Source organism: Pseudomonas sp. C8002 (genome assembly GCF_013385765.1).
Classification (GTDB): Bacteria; Pseudomonadota; Gammaproteobacteria; order Pseudomonadales; family Pseudomonadaceae; genus Aquipseudomonas.
Genome location: NZ_JACAPJ010000003.1, coordinates 231288 through 254512, shown reverse-complemented (window position 1 = coordinate 254512; position 23225 = coordinate 231288). Strand labels below are relative to the sequence as shown.

Sequence of the window (23225 nt, the reverse complement as noted above, 5' to 3'; positions counted from 1 at the left end):
TCCTGCACGCTCAGTCACTGGTCCTGGTTTCCGCACCAGAATAGAGCACCAGTCCCATATTGGTCCCATATAGCCATTTTTCAGACACCAAAAACCACAAACCCCTGACTTTCTCTAGGAAAATCAGGGGTTTGCGTTTTCAGAGTTTGGCGGTGAAGGAGAGATTCGAACTCTCGATACAATTTCTTGTATACACACTTTCCAGGCGTGCTCCTTAAGCCACTCGGACACTTCACCGTATCTCGTCAAACTGATTCAGTCTGTCGAGGCGCGCTAATGTAGTCGAAAGCTTTTCCGATGGCAAAGGTTTTTTTCAGAATTTTCATGCGCTTAGGCGGTTATGCCGTTCCAGCCCTCTGCGGCGCCATGCACACCACGGCGATTCTGCCATTCTCGGGCACTCTCGGCGCTTGTCTATAGTAGCTGCTGCGCCTTGCCGAAGGCCGCCTGCGGGTGGGCATGGGGGAAAAGTCTGACTGGGTAGTCAGTCATGGCGCTTTACCAGGGCGGGCGCGGTGGGTAACGTCTGCCGTCTGTCCTTCTATTACAAGCATTACAAGGAATCGCGTCATGAGTGAGTTGATTGCCTACCACCTCGAAGACGGTATCGCGACCCTGACCCTGAGCAACGGCAAGGTGAATGCCATTTCGCCGGCAGTGGTCAGTGCGTTTAATCAAGCGCTGGATCAGGCCGAGAAGGATCGGGCGGTGGTGATCATCACGGGCACGCCGGGGATTTTGTCCGGTGGCTATGATTTGAAGGTGATGACCGCCGGCCCTAAAGAAGCGGTGAGCCTGGTGACGTCGGGCTCCACCCTCGCCCGCCGCCTGTTGTCGCACCCGTTCCCGGTGATCGTGGCGTGCCCCGGGCACGCGGTGGCCAAGGGGGCATTCCTGTTGCTGTCGGCGGATTACCGGATCGGTGTGGACGGGCCTTTCAGCATTGGTCTGAATGAAGTGATGATCGGCATGACCATGCACCACGCCGGGATCGAGCTGGCGCGGGATCGTCTGCGTAAGTCGGCCTTCCACCGTTCGGTGATCAATGCCGAGATGTTTAACCCGCAGGGCGCGTTGAGCGCCGGGTTCCTGGATAAGGTGGTCGCGCCGGAAGAGTTGCAGGCCGCGGCGCTGGAAGCCGCTCGCCAACTGAAGAAGATCAATATGAACGCCCACAAGCACACCAAGCTGAAGGTGCGTAAGGCGCTGCTGGAAGCCCTGGATGATGCGATCATTCAGGACCAAGGCCACTTGGGTTAATAAAACCTACGCCTGCTGAATCGAAGCCCGACCTTGAGTCGGGCTTTTTCTTACAAAGAATTCCGGTTTGCCTACAACCGCTTTAGACAGTGTCTGTCACGGCACGTTGAAACATGCGCTTAAACATCGCCTATCTTCCGACTCTATAGGGGCAATTGCCGAATACAGTGCACATCCGTACACTGCGCCACCTTTTGTCCCGATGGGCTGTGTCGATGCTTTTTTTGTTACGCATGTTGTTGATGGGCCTGCATTTTATGATTGCGGGCGTACTGGGCGTGCTGCTGGGGATCTGTCGGCCGTTCAATCCGGACAACAGCCGTTACTGCGCGCGCCTGTATGCTGTGCCGGCGATGTGGCTATTGCGCCTGCGAGTGAAGGCCGATGTCGACTCGCTGCGTAACAAGCCTAACAGTTGCGTGATCATCGCCAACCATCAATCCAACTACGACCTGTTTGTGTTCGGCACCGTGGTGCCGTACCGCACGGTGTGTATCGGCAAGAAGAGCCTGAAGTGGGTGCCGTTGTTCGGACAGTTGTTCTGGCTGGCGGGCAATGTGTTGATCGACCGGGGCAATGCGCACAAGGCGCGGCGTTCGATGCTGACCACCACCCACACCTTGGCGCATGCCGACACCTCGATCTGGGTGTTCCCGGAAGGCACGCGCAACTTCGGTGAAACCCTGCTGCCGTTCAAGAAAGGCGCGTTCCAGATGGCGATCGCCGCAGGCGTGCCGATTGTGCAGGTGTGTGTCAGCACCTATGTGAAGCAGATGAAGCTCAATCGCTGGAACAGTGGCGATATTCTGATTCGCTCGTTGCCGCCGATTCCTACGAAGGGGCTGACGATGGATGACATGCCGCTGTTAATGCAGACCTGTCGCGAGCAAATGCGCGACTGCATCGAGGCGATGGACCGCGAGCTGCAAACCACGCCTGCAATCACGGCTGAACCCCGCCGAATTTGCTGACTCTGATTGGGCAGGGCAGCTAAGCTGCCTGACAGTTGTCATCTGCCATTCAAGAAGAAGCGATCAGCACTATGGGTAGAGTTGTTGCGGCCGCCGTCTATAGCGCCGGAAAGAAAGTCACTGATATCACCCTCGACGAAGGCGCCGCGTGGGCCGCCAAGCCTGACCACTTTGTGTGGATCGGGCTGGAGGAGCCCAGCGCGCTGGAACTGGCCAACCTGCAGCGCCAGTTCAACCTGCACGAACTGGCCATCGAAGACGCCCTGGAAAAACACAGCCGGCCCAAGCTTGAAACCTTCGGCGACGCGCTGTTTATCGTGACCTACTCACCGGTGCGCGATAACGGCAAGCTGGAGTTTATCGAAACCCATATCTTTGCCGGCAACGGCTACATCATCACCGCCCGCAACGGCCACTCGGCATCCTACGGCTATGTACGCCAGCGCTGTGAGGCGCGACCGCTGTTGCTGGAGCATGGGGAAGATTTCGTACTCTATGCGCTGCTGGATTTTGTTACCGAGAACTACCAGCCGGTGAGCGAGGCGATTCATGCCGAGGTCGATGAACTGGAGCGCAACGTGTTGTGCAACTCCCTGAGTGAAGCGGATATCCAGAAGCTCCACGGCCTGCGCCGCGATGTGCTGCGACTGAAGCGCTATGTAGCACCGATGGTGGAGATCAGTCAGGAATTGCAGAAACTGAGCTTCCCGTTTATCGACAAGAACATGCGTCCGTACTTTCGCGATGTGCAGATTCACGTCACCCGGCAGATGGAAGACCTGACCACCTTGCGGGATATCGCCAGCCAGACCATCGAGATTGGGGTGTTGCTGGAAGCCTCGCGCCAAAGCGTGGTGCAACGCAAGTTTGCCGCGTGGGCAGCGATTCTGGCGTTCCCGACGGCGGTGGCCGGGATTTACGGGATGAACTTCCAGAACATGCCGGAGCTGCAATGGCACTATGGGTATTTCGCGGTGCTGGGGTTTATTGCGGTGGGGTGTACAAGTTTGTGGGCCAGCTTCAAGCGTTCAGGCTGGCTGTAACAAACCCAGCTCAATTTGCTGAAGATCAAAAGTGTGGGAGCTGGCTTGCCTGCGATGCAGGCACCTCGGTTTGTCAGTTACACCAAGGTGATGCTATCGCAGGCAAGCCAGCTCCTACATTAATCTGCTTTGCCTTGAAGACCGTGCTTCTTGCCCTGGACGGTTTCAGGCCGCTCCTGCTTTCGGTTTGTGCGCCACAAACCGCATCATCCATTCCGCCACGGTAACGCCGTGATGGTCTCGCTCCAGGCTGGCCACACCGTTGGTGTAGACCTTCTCCCCCAGCGTTGTCTGAAGAATCTCCAGCAACTCGCGGGAATAGTCGTGGATAAATTCCGGGTGGCCCTGGAAGCACAGCACCTGGTCTTCAATGTGGTACGCCGCAAACGGGCAAAACTCGCTGGAGGCGATCACTGTGGCGTTTTCCGGCAAGGTGGTGACCTGGTCCTGGTGGCTGATCAACAGCGTCAGTTCTTCCACCACCGGGCTCATCCACGGTGCCTTGGCGTTCAGTTTGTAGTCATGGATGCCCATGCCCCAGCCCTTGGTCGCCCGCTCGGTCTTGCCACCCAACAGCAGCGCCAGCAACTGGTGGCCGAAGCAGATGCCGATCAGCTTGTCGCCGCGGGCATGGCGGTCCAGCAGGTAGGTCTTGAGGGTCTGGATCCACGGATCGGTGCCAAAGGAGTCGGCCTTGCTGCCCGTCACCAGGTACGCGTCGAACACTTCTTCATCCGCCGGGTATTCACCCTGCACCACGTTATAGATGACGAACTCGGCGGCAATCGGCTGTTTGGAGAACAGGCGCTTGAACATCTGCCCGTACCCTTGGTACTGATCGATCAGCCCAGGACGCAGGATATCGGTTTCCAGGATGCACACGCGTAACGACATAAAAAATACCTGACACGGCGATGGGAATAATGAACACCCCCAGAGCCTGCCTTGAAATACCCTTCCAAGGCAAGCCCCATCGCCGCTCCCACATTTTGATCACCGAAACGCTTCACCCTGTGCAGCTTTCTCCAACAGCAGCGCCGGCGGCGTGAAGCGCTCACCATATTGCTCGGCCAGGTAGCGGGCGCGGGCGACGAAATCGTTCAGGCCGTACTGGTTGATGAATTGCAGCGCTCCGCCGCTCCAGGCGGCAAAGCCGATACCGAAGATCGAGCCGACGTTGGCATCAGCCGTCGACATCAACACGCCCTCCTCCACACAGCGCACGGTTTCAATGGCTTGGATGAACAGCAAGCGGTCACGTACGTCCTGGGCCGAGATCCGTTGCTCAGGCTTTTCAAAGCGGTTTTTCAACTCAGGCCACAGGTGTTTCTGCCCGCCCGCCGGGTAATCGTAGAAGCCGCCCCCAGCGGCCTTGCCCGGGCGTTTGTATTCGTTGAGCAACAGGTCGACCACGGCAAATGCCGGATGCTGGGGTAACGGCTTGCCCTCGGCCTGTAGGTCCTTGGCCGTCTGTTGACGGATATGGCTCATCAGGCTGAGGGAAACTTCGTCAGAGACCGCCAGCGGCCCCACCGGCATCCCGGCCTTGCGCGCCTCGGTCTCGATCATCGGTGCGGCCACGCCTTCGCCGAGCATGGCGATGCCTTCGTTGGTGAAGGTGCCGAACACCCGCGAGGTGAAGAAGCCGCGACTGTCGTTGACCACAATCGGGGTTTTCTTGATTTGCAGTACGAAGTCGAACCCCCGCGCCAGGGTTTCGTCGCTGGTGCGGGCGCCCTTGATGATTTCCACCAAGGGCATTTTGTCCACCGGGCTGAAGAAGTGCAGGCCGATAAACTTGCCCTGGTCTGGAACGGCGGTGGCTAACCCGCTGATGGGCAAGGTGGAGGTGTTGGAGGCGATCACCGCTTCGGCGCCCACCACGTTTTGCGCGGCCGCCGAGACCTTGGCCTTGAGTTCCCGATCCTCGAAGACGGCTTCGATGATCAGGTCGCAGCCGGCAAGATCAGCATCGGATTCGGTAGGAACAATCCGCGCGAGGATGGTTTCCCGCTGTTCGGCGGTCAATTGCCCACGCCCGACCTTCTTGTCCAGCAACGTGGCCGAGTGGGCCTTGCCCTTCTCTGCCGCCGCCTGGCTGACGTCCTTGAGCACCACCTCAATGCCCGCCGAGGCGCTGACGTAGGCAATGCCCGCGCCCATCATCCCGGCGCCGAGCACGCCGACCTTGCGTGTCACATACGGCGCAAAGCCCTTGGGCCGCGAACTGCCGGCATTGATTTCATTGAGCTGGAACCAGAAGGTGCCAATCATGTTTTTCGCCACTTGCCCGGTGACCAGCTCGGCGAAGTAGCGGGTCTCGATCAAGTGCGCGGTGTCGAAATCCACCTGGGCACCTTCCACGGCGGCGCAGAGGATTTTCTCCGGGGCCGGGAAGCAGCCGTTGGTTTTGGCGCGCAGGATCGATGGCGCAATGGCAAGCATTTGCGCGACTTTCGGGTTGGACGGCGTACCACCCGGGATCTGATAGCCCTTGATGTCCCAGCGCTGTTTCGCCTCGGGGTTGGCCAGAATCCACGCCCGGGACTTGGCCAGCAGCTCGTCACGGTCTGCCGCCAGCTCATCAATCAACCCGGCTTGCAGCGCCTGCTGCGGCGTAATCTTTTTGCCTTCCAGCAAGTAGGGCAAGGCTTTTTCCAGGCCCAGCATCCGCACCATGCGCACCACACCGCCGCCACCCGGCAAAAGCCCGAGGGTGACTTCCGGCAGGCCAATCTGTACCGACTTGTGGTCCAGCGCCACACGGTGCTGGCACGCCAGGCAAATCTCCCAGCCACCGCCCAGCGCTGCGCCGTTGATCGCGGCCACTACCGGTTTGCCGAGGGTTTCCAGGGTGCGCAGTTGCGCCTTCAGCACCAGCACGCTGTCGTAGAAATCCTTGGCGTGGGGCTTGTCGACCTTGATCAGTTCATTAAGGTCGCCGCCGGCAAAGAAGGTCTTCTTCGCCGAGGTGATGATCACGCCCGCAATCGAATCCTTCTCGGCGTCCAGGCGGGCGACGGTGGCCGCCATGGCCTCGCGGTACACCCCGTTCATGGTGTTGGCGCTCTGGCCGGGCATGTCGATGGTCAGCACCACAATCTGGTCCTGGCCCTTTTCGTAACGAATGGCATCGGTCATGACTGATTCCTTAGGCTCAGAGGCGTTCGATGATAGTGGCGATACCCATGCCGCCGCCGACACACAGGGTGGCCAGGCCATAACGCTGCTGGCGCACCTCCAGCTCATCGAGCAAGGTGCCGAGAATCGCGCAGCCCGTGGCGCCCAGCGGGTGGCCCATGGCGATGGAGCCACCGTTGACGTTGACCCGGGCGGCGTCGATGCCCATGTCCTTGATGAACTTGAGCACCACCGACGCAAACGCTTCGTTGACCTCGAACAGGTCGATGTCTTCAACCCGCAAACCCGCCTTGGCCAGTGCCTTGCGGGTTGCCGGTGCCGGGCCGGTCAACATGATGGTGGGGTCGGTACTGGTGACAGCGGTGGCGACGATCCGCGCCCGGGGTTGCAGGCCGAGTTCGCGACCTTTGGCTTCAGAACCGATCAGCATCAGCGCCGCGCCATCGACGATCCCGGAACTGTTGCCCGGTGTGTGCACGTGATTGATGCGTTCGACGTGGCTGTAGACCCGCAACGCCGTGGCGTCGAAGCCCATCTGGCCCATCATTTCGAAGCTGGGCTTGAGTTTGCCCAGGCCTTCGAGGGTGGAATCGGCACGGATGAATTCGTCCTGATCCAGCAGCACAATGCCATTTTGGTCCTGCACGGCGATCAGCGACTTGTTGAAGGAACCGTCTGATCTGGCCCGCGCCGCTTTCTGCTGTGAGTGCAGGGCAAAGGCGTCGACGTCCTGGCGGGTGAAGCCTTCCAGGGTGGCGATCAGGTCGGCACCGATGCCTTGCGGGGTGAAGTGGCTGTGCATATTGGTTTGCGGGTCGAGCACCCAGGCGCCGCCGTCACTGCCCATGGGCACTCGGGACATGGACTCGACGCCGCCCACCACCACGAGGTCTTCAAAGCCGGAGCGCACTTTCATCGCGCCGAGGTTCACGGCTTCCAGGCCCGAGGCGCAAAATCGGTTGATCTGCACCCCGGCGACGCTGATATCCCAGTCCGCCACCAAGGCGGCGGTCTTGGCGATGTCGGCGCCCTGGTCGCCAATCGGTGTGACACAGCCCAGGACGATGTCATCCACTTGCCGGGTGTCGAGGTCGGTGCGCTGTTGCAGTGCCGTCAGCAAACCGGCCACCAGGTTCACCGGCTTGACGCTGTGCAGGGCGCCATCCGCCTTGCCTTTGCCCCGGGGCGTGCGTATCGCATCAAAGATCAAAGCTTGGGTCATGACGTCCTCGAATCACTATGCAACGAATCGTGCCCTTACCTTAGGCGCCGGGGCGCCGGATTCAATGACCGAACCGCTCATTGACCTTGACGCTCACGCTCAGACGAACGGTAGGAGGCTACGGGAATCTGCTGATTAATCGTTTTAGCTGTCTAGCCGTAGGGCTGGCGTCTGGCTGGCAATTGGCCTCATGCCTTTTTAATAAGTTTTATTAAGTTGATGAGATGAAATGGATCTAAGCCATGTAGAACGAGGGCTCTAAGGTTGAATCTGTAAGAGAAGTTAAAGGTTGCTGCCGGGTTTTGCTGGAGCACCTGTAGGAACTGTAAGAAAAGAGTCATGTAGCACCGTCATAGTTGAATCGACCGGCACGCATTTGACGCTCAGGAATAACAACAAAAGGCAGTCAGCCATGTTCAAGCATTCGAAAGTACGTCAGGCGGGACTTATTCTGTTCGCCACCACCCTGATTCTGATCTTGCCCAACCTCACCAAGGTCATTGGGTGACCTCTCACACCTCACATTCTGCGCAGACACAGCGCCAGGATCGCAGCCTTTGGCAGCGCCTTTCGGGATATTGCGTATAGCGATCCCGTCAGGGGCTGCCGTTTTGCGCGCCGAGATTTTTTGATTTTGCGGTATCGTGAGTTCCACCGCCTTTTCCGATATGTGGCCCTTCCTTGAAACAGATCATCGTCCTCCTGATCCTGCTGCTGGCCTTGCCGGCGCACGCCGCGAAATTGACCGTCGAGCTGGATCACGCCAGCAAAACCTGGGAAACCACCGAACTGCTCAAGCGTCCGGATGTGCAGACGGTGCAGATCGTTGATGACGTTTCCTACAAGCGCAACATGACGTATCGCGCAGTGCCGTTGGCAGCGCTGTTGCCAGGCATCACGCCGGATAACCATCTGCAGGCAGTGGCCCTCGACGGCTTTGCCGCGGAACTGACGGCGGCACCGCTGCTATCAAAAAGCGGCGCGCGGGCCTGGCTGGCGGTGGAAGATCCGGCGCATCCGTGGCCGCCACTGGCAGACGGCAAGCCCAGTGCCGGGCCGTTTTATCTGGTGTGGACCGATCCACAAGCCGGGCATATCAGCCCTGAGCAGTGGCCGTTTCAGATTTCCGGGATCAAGCAGTTGAAGACGGTGGCTGAGCGCTTCCCGGCGTTGTTGCCGGATCCGAAACTGGCGGCGAATGACCCGGTGAATCAGGGGTTCGCACTGTTCCAGAAGAACTGCCTGGCATGTCATCGCCTGAACGGGGCCGGCGATGCGCAGGTGGGGCCGGACCTGAATATTCCTTACAACCCCACTGAATATTTTGCCGGGGATTTCCTCAAGCGCTACATCCGCGATCCGCAAAGCATGCGGCACTGGCCACAGGCGAAGATGCCAGCGTTTGCCACCAGCGTGCTGCCGGATGCGGACCTGGATCTGCTGATGGGGTATTTGAAGCATATGGCGGGCAGAAAGCAGCCTTAAGGCTCGGGTAAATCTGTGGCGAGGGAGCTTGCTCCCGCTGGGCTGCGCAGCAGCCCCAATCAGGCAATCGCATTTCTCCAGACAGAACTCGGGGGCATGCCTTGGGGCCGCTTCGCGGCCCAGCGGGAGCAAGCTCCCTCGCCACAAAAAACTGTCCTGGCACGGAGAGCTTTCCTGCTACACAGAGCTCCCTCTCTCCCTGGATCCTACTGCTGCTGCACCGAAATCACCGGTGTCGGCGCTACAAATACCTTGGCATGCATTTGCTCATGCCCTCCCCCACGACGCATGCCTCGTACCGGGCAGGCGTCCAGGTAATCCAGACCCACCGCCAGCTTCAAATGCCGCTCCGGCCGCGCCAGTTGATTGGTCACGTCAAAACTGTACCAGGCGTCATCCAGCCACGCTTCAGCCCAGGCATGGCTGGCGAGGTGCTCGCAGTCTTCGCTATACAAATACCCCGACACATAACGCGCCGGAATCCCCAGGCTGCGGGCACAGGCGAGGAAGGCGTGGGTGTGGTCCTGGCACACCCCGGCACGCCCGGCAAACGCCTTGGCCGCACAGGTGTCGACTTCGGTAGAGCCGGGCGAATAGGTCATGTACTGGTTCAGCGCGTGCATCAGGTCGATCAATGCGCTGCGGTCGCGGCGTTGATGGCAATGCTTTTCGGCAAAGCTGCGCAGGGCCTCGTCCGGCTCGGTCAACCGAGTGCAGCGCAGGAACGGGAAGGCCGACTGGCTTTCATGCTCGGCCTCGCGCAATTCGTCGATATCCACCTGGCCACGGGCGCCAATGATGATGGCTTCATGGGGCTCGTCCAGGGTCAACACGTGCAGGATGTTGCCGAACGGGTCCAGTTGCGCCCGTACCGGCCGGGGCAAGTCCAACTGCCAACTGAGGACATGCTGGCGCTCGCTGTCGTGGGGCGTGAGCCGCAGGTACTGGATGCTGGCACGCACCTGGTCTTCGTAGTGGTAGGTGGTTTCGTGGCTGATGGAAAGTCTCATGCCGCCTCCAGGTAGGAACTGTAAATAGCGTCGCCCAGCTCGCGCACGAGCGGGATGAAGTCGGTCAGCCAAGCGTGCAGGCCTTCCTCGAGAATTTCGTCGATGGCGGTATAGCGCAGGCGTGCGTCCATTTCCGCTGCCAGGCGTTGGGCCGGGCGACCGTTGATGCCGGGCAGGCTGCCAAGGATCTGGTCGATCTCTTCACTGCAGGCCCGCAGCGAACGCGGCACGTCGGCGCGCAGCAGCAACAGCTCGGCGACTTGTCGGGCGCCGGGGGCATCACGGTAGATTTCGGTGTAGGCCTCGAACGACGACAACGCCCGCAACAACGCACTCCATTGATAGTAGGCGTGGGCGGTACCATCGGTGACCGCTTCGGCCTGGTCGCCGGCCATTTCGTAGCGAGCGTCGAGCAAGCGCAGGGTGTTGTCGGCGCGCTCGATAAAGGTACCCAGGCGAATAAAACGAAAGGCGTCGTTACGCATGATGGTGCCGTAGGTGGCACCACGGAACAGGTGGGACCGCTCCTTGACCCACTCGCAGAACCGGCTCATGCCGTAGCGACTCAGGCCTTGCTGGGCGATGTCGCGAATCTCCAGCCACGTGGCGTTGATGTTTTCCCACATGTCGGCGGTGATTCGCCCACGCACGGCATGGGCACTGGCGCGTGCAGCGCCGAGGCAGCTGTAGATGCTGGCCGGGTTCGCCGCATCCAGGGCGAAGAAGTGCAGCAGGCGTTCGGCGTGCAACTCACCGTGGCGCTCGCGGTAATCGTCGAGGGTGCCGGTGATCAGCAGCGGCATCGCCAGTTCATGCAGGCCATCGCCGCGCCCGTCCTGGGGCATCAGCGACAGCGAATAACTGACATCGAGCATCCGCGCGAGGTTTTCCGCGCGCTCCAGGTAGCGTGACATCCAATACAAATCCGAGGCAGTTCTACTCAACATATTTCAATCCTCGACCACCCAGGTGTCTTTGGTGCCGCCGCCCTGGGACGAGTTGACTACCAGCGAGCCTTCCCGCAGCGCCACACGAGTCAGGCCGCCGGGCACCACACGGGTTTCCTTGCCTTGCAGCACAAACGGGCGCAGGTCGATATGCCGTGGGGCGATGCCGTTTTCGACGAAGGTCGGGCATGTCGACAGGCACAGGGTCGGTTGCGCGATATAGGCGTGGGGCTTGGCCTTGATACGTGCACGGAAGGCTTCGATTTCCGCCGCCGAGGCGGCCGGGCCGACCAACATGCCATAGCCACCGGAGCCCTGGGTTTCCTTCACCACCAGTTGCGGAAGGTTGGCCAGTACGTGGGACAGTTCACTGGGATTACGGCACTGGAACGTCGGAACATTCTTCAGGATCGGTTCTTCATCCAGGTAAAAACGGATCATCTCGGTGACGAAGGGGTACACCGACTTGTCATCCGCCACCCCGGTGCCGATGGCATTGGCCAACACCACGTTGCCCGAGCGATACGCCGCCAGCAGGCCCGGTACGCCGAGCATGGAGTCCGGGTTGAAGGCCAGCGGGTCGAGGAACGCGTCGTCGAGGCGACGGTAGATCACATCCACCGCCTTGGGACCATCGGTGGTGCGCATGAACACGCGGTCATCACGCACGAACAGGTCGGCGCCTTCCACCAGTTCCACGCCCATTTCCCGGGCCAGGAATGCATGCTCGAAGAACGCACTGTTGAAACGCCCAGGCGTCAGCACCACCACACTGGGATTATCCAGCGGGCTGGAGCTTTTCAGGGTGTCGAGCAACAGGTTGGGATAGTGGTCGATGGGCGCGATGCGCTGGGCCGCGAACAGTTCGGGGAACAGGCGCATCATCATCTTGCGGTCTTCGAGCATGTAGCTCACGCCGCTGGGGGTGCGCAGATTGTCTTCGAGGACGTAGTAAGTGCCGTCGCCATCGCGTACGAGGTCGACACCTGAGATGTGGGAATAGATATCCCGATGCAGGTCCAGGCCCTGCATCGCCAACTGGTACTGCTCGTTGGCCAGCACTTGCTCGGCGGGGATGATCCCAGCCTTGATAATGCGTTGTTCGTGGTAGAGGTCGGCGAGAAACATGTTCAGCGCCTTGACCCGCTGGATGCAGCCGCGCTCGACGATCCGCCATTCACTGGCCGGGATGCTGCGGGGGATCGTGTCGAAGGGGATCAGGCGCTCGGTACCTTGCTCATCGCCATACAAGGTGAAGGTGATACCGGCCCGGTGAAACAGCAAATCGGCTTCGCGCCGGCGCTGGGCCAGCAGTTCGGCCGGCGTGTCGGCCAACCAGCGGGCAAATTCGCGGTAATGGGGGCGCACCTGCCCTGCCCCGTCGTACATCTCATCATAATAAGTGCGGATCATGCCGTACTCCTTGTCACCCGGACGCCAGAACCATCGCAAGGCCCGTGCCAGCGGCATAAACACTTAAGTATCAATCAGTTGGATATAGACGCAGGTCTCATCGCACCGTCCCGGTGCAGCAAATGCCCGCTGTCATGGGCGGCGCCTCATTGCAATGCAGGCCATGACTATCACCAGCATAGTCAGAGTTGATTTCACTGCCCGGCAAACCCCGCGGATAATCACCTCCATCAGCTGAACAGGACGCGTCCTACAGCCTCATCCATTGCGCATTACCGCTTGTACCGAATCGCTCTCCTCCTTTGCGATCTTCCCTTTGGCCACCCTGCTCGGGTGGCTTTTTTTTGCGCAGGATTTTTCCCGCGCCAGAAACAAAAACGGCCGACCCAAAGGTCAGCCGATACGCTGTGTTGTTGATCATGTCGCTACATGGGTAACCCACGCACCTCCTGTTTCACGCCCCATCCCTCGATGATTCCGCCCAAGGGCTCGACCACCGCCTCAAAGTCCTGCTCGAAGTCTCCTATGCCGTCGTAGGTGGCGAACATGATTTTGCTCAATTCCAGGTACCAGGCGCCGTCATCCCGCGCGCTGACCTGGGCATTCAGGGATTCCCCACGAAACCGACCCGCAGCCCGCCGCGCACGTTCCTCATCCGGGAAAATGGCGTAGAACTCGATGGGGTGGAAACGCGAGAAGTCAAAGCCGCCCTCTTTCATGCGGCGCAACACGTTGGTGCTGATGTCTTCTTGATAGGCTGTGCTCATGAAACGTCCTCCTCAAACCGATGGATAGACTTTCCGTGCTTCCCAAGGCCCGCGCTGCAAGGACGCGGGTGTTACGGCAGTGACGTCGCCGCTGGGAGACAAGCATGTAGCTGACAAGACCAGACCTTAGCGATTCATTCGCTGATCTCCATTGCAGAGTAGCGCGAAGCTATCACCTCCACCAGAGTCTGTTTAAAGGCGTACAGGGAATGTTCAGGCGGCGGGGTCGACCTTGAGGTCTTTGATGCTGTTTTGATCTTTCAGAATCTTGACCGTGGGTTCGGCAATACGCCCCTCCAGATCGTTGAGATCCAGTTCCTCCAGCACCGGTGATACGCGGGCGCGAACCAGGCGCGCGGCTTCTTCAAGCGTGGGTTTCTGCTCGCACTCGAATTGCTCGACTACCGACTCACCATGATCATTGGTGAAGGAAACGTTCCACTTTGGCATCAGAGCCTCCTCGATAAAACCCATGGGTGGGCTTACATCTATCTGGACCTTGAGGGCCTGGAAATCGTTCCACTCAAGGCAGGAGGCACCTGATCAACTGCAGTTATTTTTCAGCGTGTTCTTTCAGGGCTTTCAAGGTGTTGAACGGTGCGTCCACCACAAACTTGTTGGCCAGCCACGACGGCACGCTGCCACCTGGCTCGGTGTGCACCTGGTAGGTCACTTCGGTCAGGTTGTCGCCTTTAGGCACCAGCTTCCAGTAACCATCGACCTGGGCTACGCGCACATAGCCTTTGACTTCTGGCTGGTAGGTCGGCACTTCCAACAGCTTGCGGGTGACGGTGCCGTCGGCAGCCTTGGTGGTGGTGATTTCCAGGATCGAGTCACGATCGGTCACCGGGAACGGTGCCTTGAACTGGGTGTAGGTCCAGCTCTTGTCGCCTTCCTGCTTGAGCAGTTTCTGCGACTTGCATTCGTGGATCCAGGAGCAGGCCCCCGCCACGTCTTCCTGCAGCGCCTGGATCTTGGCCAGCGGCGCCTTGATGGTCGTCACACCGCGATAAGCCTTGTACTTGGAACCGGCAATTTCACTCAAGGACACTTTGATGCCGTCTTCATCCTTGGCCGTCTGCCAGTCTTCAGCATGCGCTGCGGCAGCGAACAACGCGGTAAAACCGCACAACACAGCAATTCGTTTCAGTGAACCCATGGTCTTATTCCTTATTGTTGAAGTTCAGTACTTTGAACAGCCCACTAAGCCGCCGTCATCTGTTCCCACCAGCCGATCAACCTGATCGCTTCTGCCTGGCTACTGCCGCAGACCTCGATATCCGCCTGGAACGAACTACACACTGCGGGCCGCTCAGGCTGGCCAAACAACTGGCACAGTTGTTCGACCGAAAGATGCAGGCAGCGTTCGCCCGCCGGTTTGCCGGCAGGCATTCCCGGCAACGGAGAACTGATGGATGGGGCAATGCAGCAAGCGCCACAGCCTTCACGGCATTTCATGACGAACAGATCCTCGACAACTCAAGTGTTGATGGCCACGTAAGACTACGCCCTTAAACAGACGTTTTAAATTGGCTTAACAGGGGTTTTTCACCGAAAACAAAAGTGACTGACCAGTCTGCGACAGAAGGTCAGGGGTGCGCGTCACGTTTACTCGTCGGGTTTATTGCTTGAACTGGAAATCCAGCGCCGCACCTTCAACTTCGCGGCGTTCTTCGTTGCGCAGTTGCAGCTGCATTTCATTGCTGAGCAGGCGCCCGTTGATCTGGAAGGCACTGTTGTCAGTGGGCTTTTCGGCAAACATCGGCGGCAGCAGCGGCACGTTCTTCGGCTGCGGCATGGTGCCGAGGGGTTGCAGGTGGCGAACCATGTTCGACGGCAGGCTCAAATCCAGCTCTGCGGGCGGCAGCGGCGTCTTGGCGACTTCGTGGGCCGACTTTGACTTGCTGGCGATAGGCGCACGTTTTTTCACCGGCGTTGCTTTCTTTGCGGGGGCTTTCTTCGCGACCGGTGCCTTCTTGGCCGCAGCGGCTTTTTTCGCCGGCACCGTTTGCTGGGAGCTGGCAGCAGGTGCCGCTTCACCGGCGGGAGCCGCCAGGACAGCGCCAGCGTTACACAGGCTTAACACGCAGATCAGCAGGGCAGCAGGAAAGGTATAAGTCATATCGCCAGCAGCATTAACGGCAGAAGGCCATATGCTCGCTTGTTGAGGACGGTATGACAAGCATGGTAATTAGCCAGCTACCCGTCGTGTCCCCTTTCCATGCCTCAAAAACCCGCCGCAGTCTCCTGGCATAACTGGCTTGCCAGCATCCCGAGGGTCATCAAGGCGCGCTCCGCCTCGCGGTTCCACGGGGTGCCGCAGTTCAGGCGAATACAGTGGTTGAACTGTTCCGTATTACTGAAGATCAGCCCCGGTGCAATGCTGATGCCCTGCTGCAAGGCGCGCACGTGCAGTTCCTGGGTATTGACCCGTCCAGGCAAACTGACCCACAGGATAAAACCGCCGGTCGGGCGGGTCATCTGGGTGCCTTCGGGAAAATACTGCTGCACGGCCAGCTGGAACGCGCTGAGGTTCTTGCGGTACTCCTGGCGGATATAGCGCAGATGGCGGTCGTAGCCGCCATTCTCCAGGTACGCCGCCGTGCCCATCTGGGTCACGCTGCAGGCCGAATGGGTGCTGAACATTTGCAGGCGCTGGATTTCCTGCTGGTACTTGCCGGCAATCATCCAGCCAATGCGAATGCCCGGTGACAGGGTCTTCGAGAAACTCGAGCAATAGATGACCCGGTCCAGACGGTCGTAGGCTTTCAGGGCCTTGGTGCGGCCCAGTTCGAACATCAGTTCGCCATAGATATCGTCCTCGACCACCTGGATATCGAAATCCGAGGCCAGGCGCAGCAACTGTTTCTGCCGCTCTTCGGGCATGGTGCCGCCCAGGGGATTGCTCAGGCGCGTGGTCAGCACCAGGGCCTTGATCGACCATTGGTTGGCTGCCAGTTGCAGGGCTTCCAGGCTCATGCCGGTGGCCGGGTCGCTGGGGATTTCGATGACCTTCAGGCCCAGCAGATCGGCCAGTTGCAGCAAGCCGTAATAGGTCGGCGATTCGGCGGCGATCAGGTCGCCGGGGCGGGTCAGCACCCGCAGCGACATCTGCAATGCATCGACACACCCATGGGTGATCACCACTTCAGAGGGGTCGACCACCACCCCGGCATCGCGCATACGGATCGCCACCTGGCGCCGCAGCGGCTCGAAACCCGGGCTGAACATGTAGCTGAACGCCCGCGGGCTCTGGAAACGCGTGACCTTGGCCAGTTGCTGATGCAGCGCGCGCACAGGCAGGTAGTCGACACTCGGCACGGCGGCGCCGAGCGGGAACACGCCTTCGCGACGGGATTCCACCAACACCTGTTGAATGATGCTGCTGCGGGTGACCAACCCTGGACGCTCGACCCGGGCGATGTCCGGCGTGGGCGCAGTGAGCGCCGGCGTCTGGTGCACGTAATACCCGGACTGCGGCCGCGCGCGAATCAAACCCTGGTCTTCCAGGTTCGCGTAGGCCTGCAACACGGTGGCGTGGCTGACGTTGAGCTGGGAGCTCATTTTGCGTACCGAAGGCACGCGCTCGCCCGGTTGATAGACACCGCGGCGGATATCCTCAGCCAGCTGCTGGGCGATACGTTGGTAGAGCAACAGATTGGTCATGACGCAGCACTCGATTTCACGGGTATTTTATTTTTGTGTGAAACATACCGGCACAGTTTAGAAGTGTACGGGGACAGTTGCCACAATAGTCGAGCGCGGGCGGCAGTGATAGAAAAAACTGTAAGGGTTGCGAACTGAATCGCGGGGACAAAAAACCCGATCATTGATCGGGCTTATGTGGGAGCTGTCGAGCTTCAGCGAGGCTGCGATGCAGGCACTTCAGTCTCGTAGGTCCACCGAGGCGATCCTGTCGCAGCCTCGCTGGGGCTCGACAGCTCCCACAGGAATCACCTTTCACCTTGAGAATCAGGTTCAGCGAGCAGCGCCCAGCTGGCCTTTTTCGTCGGAGAACACAATTTCTACCCGACGGTTCTGCGCCCTGCCCCGCTCAGACGCGTTGGCTTCGACCGGATACTGATCGCCGTAGCCTTCGACCTGAATGCGTTTTTCGTCGATCCCCAGGTCGCTCAGTACATCCGCAACCGCTTGAGCGCGGTCCCGGGACAGTTTGATATTTTCCTGTTCGCCGCCGGTATTGTCGGTGTAACCCTCGATGCGCACCACACGCTTGGGGTTCAGTTGCAGGAACTGCACCACTTTGAGCACGGTGCGGTTGGCCGAGTTTTGCAGCTCTGCATCACCCGTATCGAACAGCACGTCACCCAGGGTCATCACCAGCCCGCGATCAGGCTGGACGGTGGTCAGGCTGGATATCTGCGCCTCAATCCATTTGCCCTGTTGCTGAACGCTGGAGAGCTTGGCTTCACGCAGGGCCAGTTGCAGGCGCTGGCGTTCCAGCTCCAGCTTGACCCCACGCTCCTGATTGAGTGCCTGCTCGGTGTGTTCCCGGGCAATCGCGCTGTAGCGCTGGCTCAGGTAGGCGTAATGCGCCACATCGGCGCCGCTGCCCCAGAAGCTGGAGAAACGGTCGGCACGGGCCAGGGACTCACCGGCGCGAATCACGTCCTTGGGTGCGATACGCAGCACATTCGAATCTTCCTTGACCTTCTGGAAGTCAGTGCTGGCCTGTTGCAAGGCGAGGTTACTGTCGGGATGGGTCGCACAACCACCCAGCGCACTGCCCAGCAACACCACACAGCTCAACCCACGCATCAACGGGCTCATTGGGCGTCTCCCAACTGCAACTGCTTGCGCAGGCGGGTGATACGGGTGTTGAGCACGTTCAGTTGCTCCTGGCTTTTGCGGGTCAGCACCCGCGCTTCCGCCAGGCGGGCGTCCAGCTCGGCTTCTTCAGCCTGCATGCGGGCGTCCTTGTAGGATTCATCGGCCATGTCGGCACGGGCCTGGGTGAACTTGTCTTCCGCCAGCTTCAGCTCGGGCGAATCGCTGGCAACGGCGCCCACGGCGTTGGCTTGTTCCAGGGCTTGCTGGGTCAGGCGCATTTGTTCATTCGGCGCAGGATCGGCTGCACATCCCGCCAGAGCTACAACGGCGAGGGCCGCGAAAAGAGGTCGAATAGTCACTGAAAATCCCTACTTTGTTGGGGTGCCGACGGGTTGCTGCAACTGCGCTTTCCAGCGCTCAAGATTGCTCTGCAGCGCGGTTTCCGCCAGACCGGACGCGGGCAATTCTGTCATCTTTTTGGCGAGCTGTCCGCGCAACCACGGATCGTTGCAGGCGGAGTTGTGGGAAATAGCCAGGTACAGGCCCGGCTGGTCGATGGGGATTTCCCGCGCCACCAGGTCGTTGCTCATGCCCAACGTCTGGGCCATGGCCATGCCGGAATAACGTCCGGCGAGTACGTAGTCCACTTCCCCCAGCAGCAGCTTCTGGAACGCCGGGGTCAGGCTGGGCAAGCGTTGCAAGGTCAGTTGCTCGGCGGCCAAGGTTTCAAAGTCGCGGCTCAGGCGCGCCCTTTCCGACACCGCGCCCTTGTGGCCCTGCAGGTCGCCGGCCTGGCTGTAGGCCAGGGAGGAATCCTTGCGGGTCCAGACCAGGTAATCGGTTTGCACCAATGCCGGGTGGATGTAGTCGAGGGAGTCCAGGGCGTCGAGGGTCAATGGCGCGTCGGCGAGGATGTCCATGCGCCCGCTGCGCACTTCTTCCAGCGCCAGGGAACGTTTGCCGCCGTACAGCAGGTCGATTTTCACCCCGAGGTCCTTGGCCACTTGCTGCAGCATGTCGGCGGTGGCGCCGATCAAGTGCGTGGGGTCCTGGGGATCACGCCACAGATAAGGCGGTGCGTCCGGGCTGCCGGTGATCACCAGGCGATCACATTTGCCAGCCGCCAGCGACACCGCCGGCAGCAGTGACAGGGCCAGCAGTACAGTCCAGGAACGCAATTCCATGGCAGGGTTCTCCAGTTGAAAAATTACCGGGCAAAAAAAAGCCCGGTCAAAAGACCGGGCTCTTTATAAGTGAAGCGGCTGGATTAGACCAGCTTCTCCAACTCGGGTACGGCTTCGAACAAGTCCGCCACCAGGCCGTAATCAGCCACCTGGAAGATCGGTGCTTCTTCGTCCTTGTTGATCGCAACGATCACCTTGGAGTCTTTCATACCGGCCAAGTGCTGGATCGCGCCGGAGATACCGACGGCGATGTACAGCTGTGGCGCAACGATCTTGCCGGTCTGGCCGACCTGCATGTCGTTCGGTACAAAACCTGCGTCGACGGCAGCGCGGGAAGCGCCGACCGCAGCGCCCAGCTTGTCGGCCAGGGCGTACAGGTGCTTGAAGTTGTCACCGTTCTGCATGCCGCGGCCGCCGGAAACGACGATCTTGGCAGCGGTCAGTTCCGGACGATCGGACTTGGCCAGCTCTTCGCCAACGAAGCTGGAAGTGCCAGCGTCGTGGGCAGCAGCCACAGCTTCAACCGCAGCCGAACCACCTTCAGCAGCAACCGGGTCGAAACCGGTGGCACGCACGGTGATGACTTTTACCGACGCAGTGGACTGCACGGTAGCGATGGCGTTACCGGCATAGATCGGACGCTTGAAGGTGTCGGCGCTTTCTACCGAAACGATCTCGGAGATCTGGTCAACGTCCAGTTGCGCAGCAACGCGCGGCAGGATGTTTTTGCCGTTGGAGGTGGCTGCAGCCAGGATGTGGCTGTAGCCAGCGCCCAGCTCTGCTACCAGCGGCGCAACGTTTTCCGGCAATTGGTGAGCGTAGGCTGCGTTATCGGCAACCAGTACTTTGCTCACGCCAGCGATTTTGGCAGCGGCTTCAGCCACGGCGCCAACGTTTTGGCCGGCGACCAGCACGTGGATATCACCACCGATTTTGGCGGCGGCGGCAACAGTGTTCAGGGTGGCCGGAGCCACGACCTTGTTGTCGTGTTCTGCGATTACCAAGATAGTCATGGTTAGATTACCTTCGCTTCGTTTTTCAGTTTCTCGACCAGTTCAGCCACCGACTTGACCTTGATGCCCGCGCTGCGTGCAGCCGGCGCTTCGACTTTTACGGTCTTGTTGGTGGAGGCGGTGGAAACGCCCAAAGCATCCGGAGTCAGCACTTCGAGAGGCTTCTTCTTGGCTTTCATGATGTTTGGCAGGGACGCGTAGCGCGGCTCGTTCAAACGCAGGTCGGTGGTGACGATGGCCGGCAGTTTCAGGGAAACTGTCTGCGCGCCGCCGTCGATTTCGCGGGTCACGGCAACCTTGTCGCCGCTCACTTCGACTTTCGAGGCGAAGGTGCCCTGGCCGTAACCGGTCAGTGCAGCCAGCATCTGGCCAGTCTGGTTGTTATCGCTGTCGATGGCTTGTTTGCCGAGGATCACCAGCGATGGCTGTTCCTTGTCGACAACGGCTTTCAACAACTTGGCAACGGCCAGGGAAGTCAGCTCTTCAGCGGATTCGACGAGGATGGCGCGATCGGCACCCAGCGCCAGGGCGGTACGCAGCTGCTCTTGAGCAGTGGTCGGACCGATGGAAACGACGACGATTTCAGTCGCAACGCCTTTCTCTTTCAGGCGTACGGCTTCTTCCACGGCGATTTCGCAGAAAGGGTTCATCGACATCTTGACGTTAGCGAGGTCGACGCCGGAATTGTCCGCCTTGACGCGAACTTTCACGTTGTAATCGACAACGCGTTTGACAGCTACAAGAACCTTCATGGATTCCTCGTTACTCTCCGGTGAAAAGAAAGTCGCCTAGGCGAACCTGGCGGTTTGATGCTCATCGGCACACAAGGGCACCTCCAAAAACACCGGCAATTGTCGGCGGGGGACCTTGCTCACGGGAGTGATGACCGTTCGTCAGCGGTGACTGAGAGGTCATTCATTATCGTGGCGTGTAAACTGCGCGCCATCGTGGCTCGCGCGTCACCCTTATTTGCCTTCAGCCTGTCTTTCGAGGTGGCCTTGAAACCCACAGTCTGCCTACGGGATGCGCAAAACCGACCGTATATTGACCGGAACGCCTATTCCGGTCAATACGCCAAAATGGTCAGTTATAAGCCGCGTTGCTTTGATTTACCTAGCTTGCGGGCAATTCAAACAAACGTTTGTATTGGACGCTGAGAGTGGTGTAGATATAATGCGCCACCTAGAGAGAAAGGTGGGTCGTCCCCTGCCCCTTGCATGAGATTGATGCAGGCATTGTGGGACGGATTACCGAACCTCCACCCATTAGAAAAAAAAGCCGTTGAGCCTTGAGTAGGAGATAGCCTGTGGAACGCGAATACATGGAATTCGACGTGGTCATCGTCGGCGCTGGCCCGGCAGGCCTGTCTGCCGCCTGCCGATTGAAGCAGAAGGCCGCCGAAGCCGGTAAGGAAATCAGCGTCTGCGTGGTCGAAAAAGGCTCCGAAGTCGGCGCTCACATCCTGTCCGGTGCCGTGTTTGAACCCCGTGCCCTGAACGAATTGTTCCCGGACTGGAAAGAACTCGGTGCACCGCTCAACACCCCTGTTGTGCGTGATGACATCTATGTACTGCGCTCCAGCGAAGCGGCCACCAAGGTGCCTGACTTCTTTGTGCCCAAGACCATGCACAACGAAGGCAACTACATTATCTCCCTGGGCAACCTGTGCCGCTGGCTCGCCCAGCAGGCCGAGAACCTGGGTGTGGAAGTCTACCCGGGCTTCGCCGCCCAGGAAGCACTGTTCGACGAAAACGGCGTGGTGCGCGGGATCATCACCGGTGACCTGGGCGTCGACCGTGAAGGCAACCCGAAAGAAGGCGTCTACACCCCGGGCATGGAACTGCGTGGCAAGTACACGCTGTTCGCCGAAGGTTGCCGTGGCCACATCGGCAAGCAACTGATCCAGCGCTTCAACCTGGACAGCGACGCCGACGCCCAGCATTACGGCATCGGCCTGAAGGAAATCTGGGAAATCGACCCGGCCAAACACCAGCCAGGCCTGGTGGTGCACACCGCCGGCTGGCCGCTGGACATCATGAGCGCGGAGAACACCGGCGGTTCGTTCCTCTATCACCTGGAAAACAACCAGGTGGTCGTCGGCCTGATCGTCGACCTGTCCTACAGCAACACTTTCCTGTCGCCGTTCGACGAGTTCCAGCGCCTCAAGCATCACCCGGTGCTGGCCCAGTACCTGGAAGGCGGCAAACGCATCAGCTACGGCGCCCGCGCCATCTGCAAAGGCGGCCTGAACTCGCTGCCGAAAATGGTGTTCAAGGGCGGCGCGCTGATCGGCTGCGACCTGGGCACCCTGAACTTCGCCAAGATCAAGGGCAGCCACACCGCGATGAAGTCCGGCATGCTCGCCGCTGACGCCGTGGCAGACCGCCTGTTCGCCGAATCCGAAGGCGGTGACGAACTGACCGCTTACGTCGACAGCTTCAAGAACAGCTGGCTCTACGAAGAACTGTTCGCCAGCCGTAACTTCGGCCCGGCGATGCACAAGTTCGGCCCGATCATTGGTGCCGGCTTCAACTGGTTCGACCAGAACATCCTCGGCGGCAAAATGCCGTTTACCCTGCACGATACCAAGCCGGACTACGCCTGCCTCAAGCTGGCCAAGGACAGCAAGAAGATCGACTACCCGAAACCCGACGGCAAGCTGAGCTTCGACAAGCTGAGTTCGGTGTTCATCTCCGGTACCAACCACGAAGAAGAACAACCGTGCCACCTGAAGCTGAAAGACCCGAGCATCCCGATCGGCACCAACCTGCCGCTCTACGATGAACCGGCGCAGCGCTACTGCCCGGCCGGCGTGTATGAAGTGATCACCAAGGAAGACGGCGAGAAGCGCTTCCAGATCAACGCCCAGAACTGCGTGCACTGCAAGACCTGTGACATCAAGGACCCTTCGCAGAACATTACGTGGGTGACGCCGGAAGGTGCGGGTGGGCCGACTTACCCGAATATGTAAATCCGCT

General features: G+C 59.7%; 22 protein-coding genes and 1 tRNA gene. 5 read left to right on the top strand and 18 right to left on the bottom strand.

Annotation, left to right across the window (positions count from 1 at the left end; all coding sequences use genetic code 11):
* Positions 1-147 precede the first annotated feature (147 nt).
* A tRNA-Ser gene (locus tag HX814_RS04590) sits at positions 148-237 on the bottom strand.
* A gap of 333 nt (positions 238-570) precedes the next feature.
* Here HX814_RS04590 and HX814_RS04585 point away from each other — a divergent pair.
* From HX814_RS04585 to HX814_RS04575, 3 genes are all read left to right on the top strand, one after another.
* Positions 571-1260 (top strand): crotonase/enoyl-CoA hydratase family protein, encoded by a 690-nt coding sequence (locus HX814_RS04585; RefSeq protein WP_177008398.1) that lies wholly within the window; start codon positions 571-573, stop codon positions 1258-1260.
* Between the two features lie 215 nt (positions 1261-1475).
* Positions 1476-2231, top strand: coding sequence for a 1-acyl-sn-glycerol-3-phosphate acyltransferase (locus HX814_RS04580; protein ID WP_177008399.1), 756 nt, complete (start codon positions 1476-1478; stop codon positions 2229-2231).
* A 71-nt stretch (positions 2232-2302) separates the two neighbouring features.
* Positions 2303-3274, top strand: coding sequence for a magnesium and cobalt transport protein CorA (locus HX814_RS04575; protein WP_004371189.1), 972 nt, complete (start codon positions 2303-2305; stop codon positions 3272-3274).
* 165 nt (positions 3275-3439) lie between these two features.
* Here the strand turns inward: HX814_RS04575 and HX814_RS04570 are convergent, their stop codons facing one another.
* From HX814_RS04570 to HX814_RS04560, 3 genes are all read right to left on the bottom strand, one after another.
* Entirely contained in the window at positions 3440-4168 is a 729-nt protein-coding gene (locus HX814_RS04570) for an amidotransferase (RefSeq protein ID WP_087692757.1), read from the bottom strand.
* A gap of 99 nt (positions 4169-4267) precedes the next feature.
* On the bottom strand, positions 4268-6415 hold the full coding sequence (locus HX814_RS04565; RefSeq protein ID WP_177008400.1) for a 3-hydroxyacyl-CoA dehydrogenase NAD-binding domain-containing protein: 2148 nt from the start codon (positions 6413-6415) through the stop codon (positions 4268-4270).
* 16 nt (positions 6416-6431) lie between these two features.
* Complete coding sequence (locus HX814_RS04560) at positions 6432-7637, bottom strand: acetyl-CoA C-acetyltransferase (RefSeq protein WP_008434901.1); 1206 nt, start codon at positions 7635-7637, stop codon at positions 6432-6434.
* Positions 7638-8318: 681 nt separating this feature from the next.
* Here HX814_RS04560 and HX814_RS04555 point away from each other — a divergent pair.
* Positions 8319-9122, top strand: a complete 804-nt coding sequence (locus tag HX814_RS04555) for a cytochrome c (RefSeq protein WP_177008401.1) — start codon at positions 8319-8321, stop codon at positions 9120-9122.
* Positions 9123-9328: 206 nt separating this feature from the next.
* Here the strand turns inward: HX814_RS04555 and HX814_RS04550 are convergent, their stop codons facing one another.
* The 14 genes from HX814_RS04550 to HX814_RS04485 form a co-directional block, all read right to left on the bottom strand.
* Positions 9329-10132, bottom strand: a complete 804-nt coding sequence (locus HX814_RS04550) for a transglutaminase family protein (protein ID WP_004371203.1) — start codon at positions 10130-10132, stop codon at positions 9329-9331.
* Complete coding sequence (locus HX814_RS04545) at positions 10129-11079, bottom strand: alpha-E domain-containing protein (RefSeq protein WP_004371204.1); 951 nt, start codon at positions 11077-11079, stop codon at positions 10129-10131. The genes HX814_RS04550 and HX814_RS04545 overlap by 4 nt, the downstream gene beginning before the upstream one ends.
* 3 nt (positions 11080-11082) lie before the next feature.
* Positions 11083-12492, bottom strand: a complete 1410-nt coding sequence (locus HX814_RS04540; protein ID WP_004371206.1) for a circularly permuted type 2 ATP-grasp protein — start codon at positions 12490-12492, stop codon at positions 11083-11085.
* Between the two features lie 425 nt (positions 12493-12917).
* Complete coding sequence (locus tag HX814_RS04535) at positions 12918-13259, bottom strand: ribonuclease E inhibitor RraB (RefSeq protein ID WP_003193463.1); 342 nt, start codon at positions 13257-13259, stop codon at positions 12918-12920.
* Positions 13260-13472: 213 nt separating this feature from the next.
* Positions 13473-13733, bottom strand: coding sequence for a hypothetical protein (locus HX814_RS04530; protein WP_004371213.1), 261 nt, complete (start codon positions 13731-13733; stop codon positions 13473-13475).
* 79 nt (positions 13734-13812) lie between these two features.
* Complete coding sequence (locus HX814_RS04525; RefSeq protein ID WP_004371215.1) at positions 13813-14418, bottom strand: START domain-containing protein; 606 nt, start codon at positions 14416-14418, stop codon at positions 13813-13815.
* A 44-nt stretch (positions 14419-14462) separates the two neighbouring features.
* The gene (locus HX814_RS04520; protein ID WP_004371217.1) at positions 14463-14717 is read right to left on the bottom strand and encodes a YkgJ family cysteine cluster protein; all 255 of its coding nucleotides are present in this window, start codon (positions 14715-14717) and stop codon (positions 14463-14465) included.
* A gap of 163 nt (positions 14718-14880) precedes the next feature.
* Complete coding sequence (locus HX814_RS04515; RefSeq protein ID WP_004371218.1) at positions 14881-15381, bottom strand: hypothetical protein; 501 nt, start codon at positions 15379-15381, stop codon at positions 14881-14883.
* Positions 15382-15485: 104 nt separating this feature from the next.
* Positions 15486-16925: a PLP-dependent aminotransferase family protein gene (locus HX814_RS04510; protein WP_008434911.1), complete on the bottom strand. Its 1440-nt coding sequence runs from the start codon at positions 16923-16925 to the stop codon at positions 15486-15488.
* 312 nt (positions 16926-17237) lie between these two features.
* Entirely contained in the window at positions 17238-18050 is an 813-nt protein-coding gene (locus HX814_RS04505; protein ID WP_004371220.1) for an OmpA family protein, read from the bottom strand.
* Complete coding sequence (locus HX814_RS04500) at positions 18047-18409, bottom strand: DUF4398 domain-containing protein (protein ID WP_177008402.1); 363 nt, start codon at positions 18407-18409, stop codon at positions 18047-18049. Before HX814_RS04500 ends, HX814_RS04505 begins: the two co-directional genes overlap by 4 nt.
* Positions 18410-18418: 9 nt before the next feature.
* Entirely contained in the window at positions 18419-19234 is an 816-nt protein-coding gene (locus HX814_RS04495; protein ID WP_177008403.1) for an ABC transporter substrate-binding protein, read from the bottom strand.
* Between the two features lie 83 nt (positions 19235-19317).
* Entirely contained in the window at positions 19318-20247 is a 930-nt protein-coding gene (locus HX814_RS04490; RefSeq protein ID WP_004371223.1) for an electron transfer flavoprotein subunit alpha/FixB family protein, read from the bottom strand.
* A 2-nt stretch (positions 20248-20249) separates the two neighbouring features.
* Positions 20250-20999 (bottom strand): electron transfer flavoprotein subunit beta/FixA family protein, encoded by a 750-nt coding sequence (locus HX814_RS04485; RefSeq protein ID WP_004371224.1) that lies wholly within the window; start codon positions 20997-20999, stop codon positions 20250-20252.
* 554 nt (positions 21000-21553) lie between these two features.
* Between HX814_RS04485 and HX814_RS04480 the strand changes: the two genes are divergently transcribed.
* On the top strand, positions 21554-23218 hold the full coding sequence (locus tag HX814_RS04480; protein ID WP_177008404.1) for an electron transfer flavoprotein-ubiquinone oxidoreductase: 1665 nt from the start codon (positions 21554-21556) through the stop codon (positions 23216-23218).
* Positions 23219-23225 lie beyond the last annotated feature (7 nt).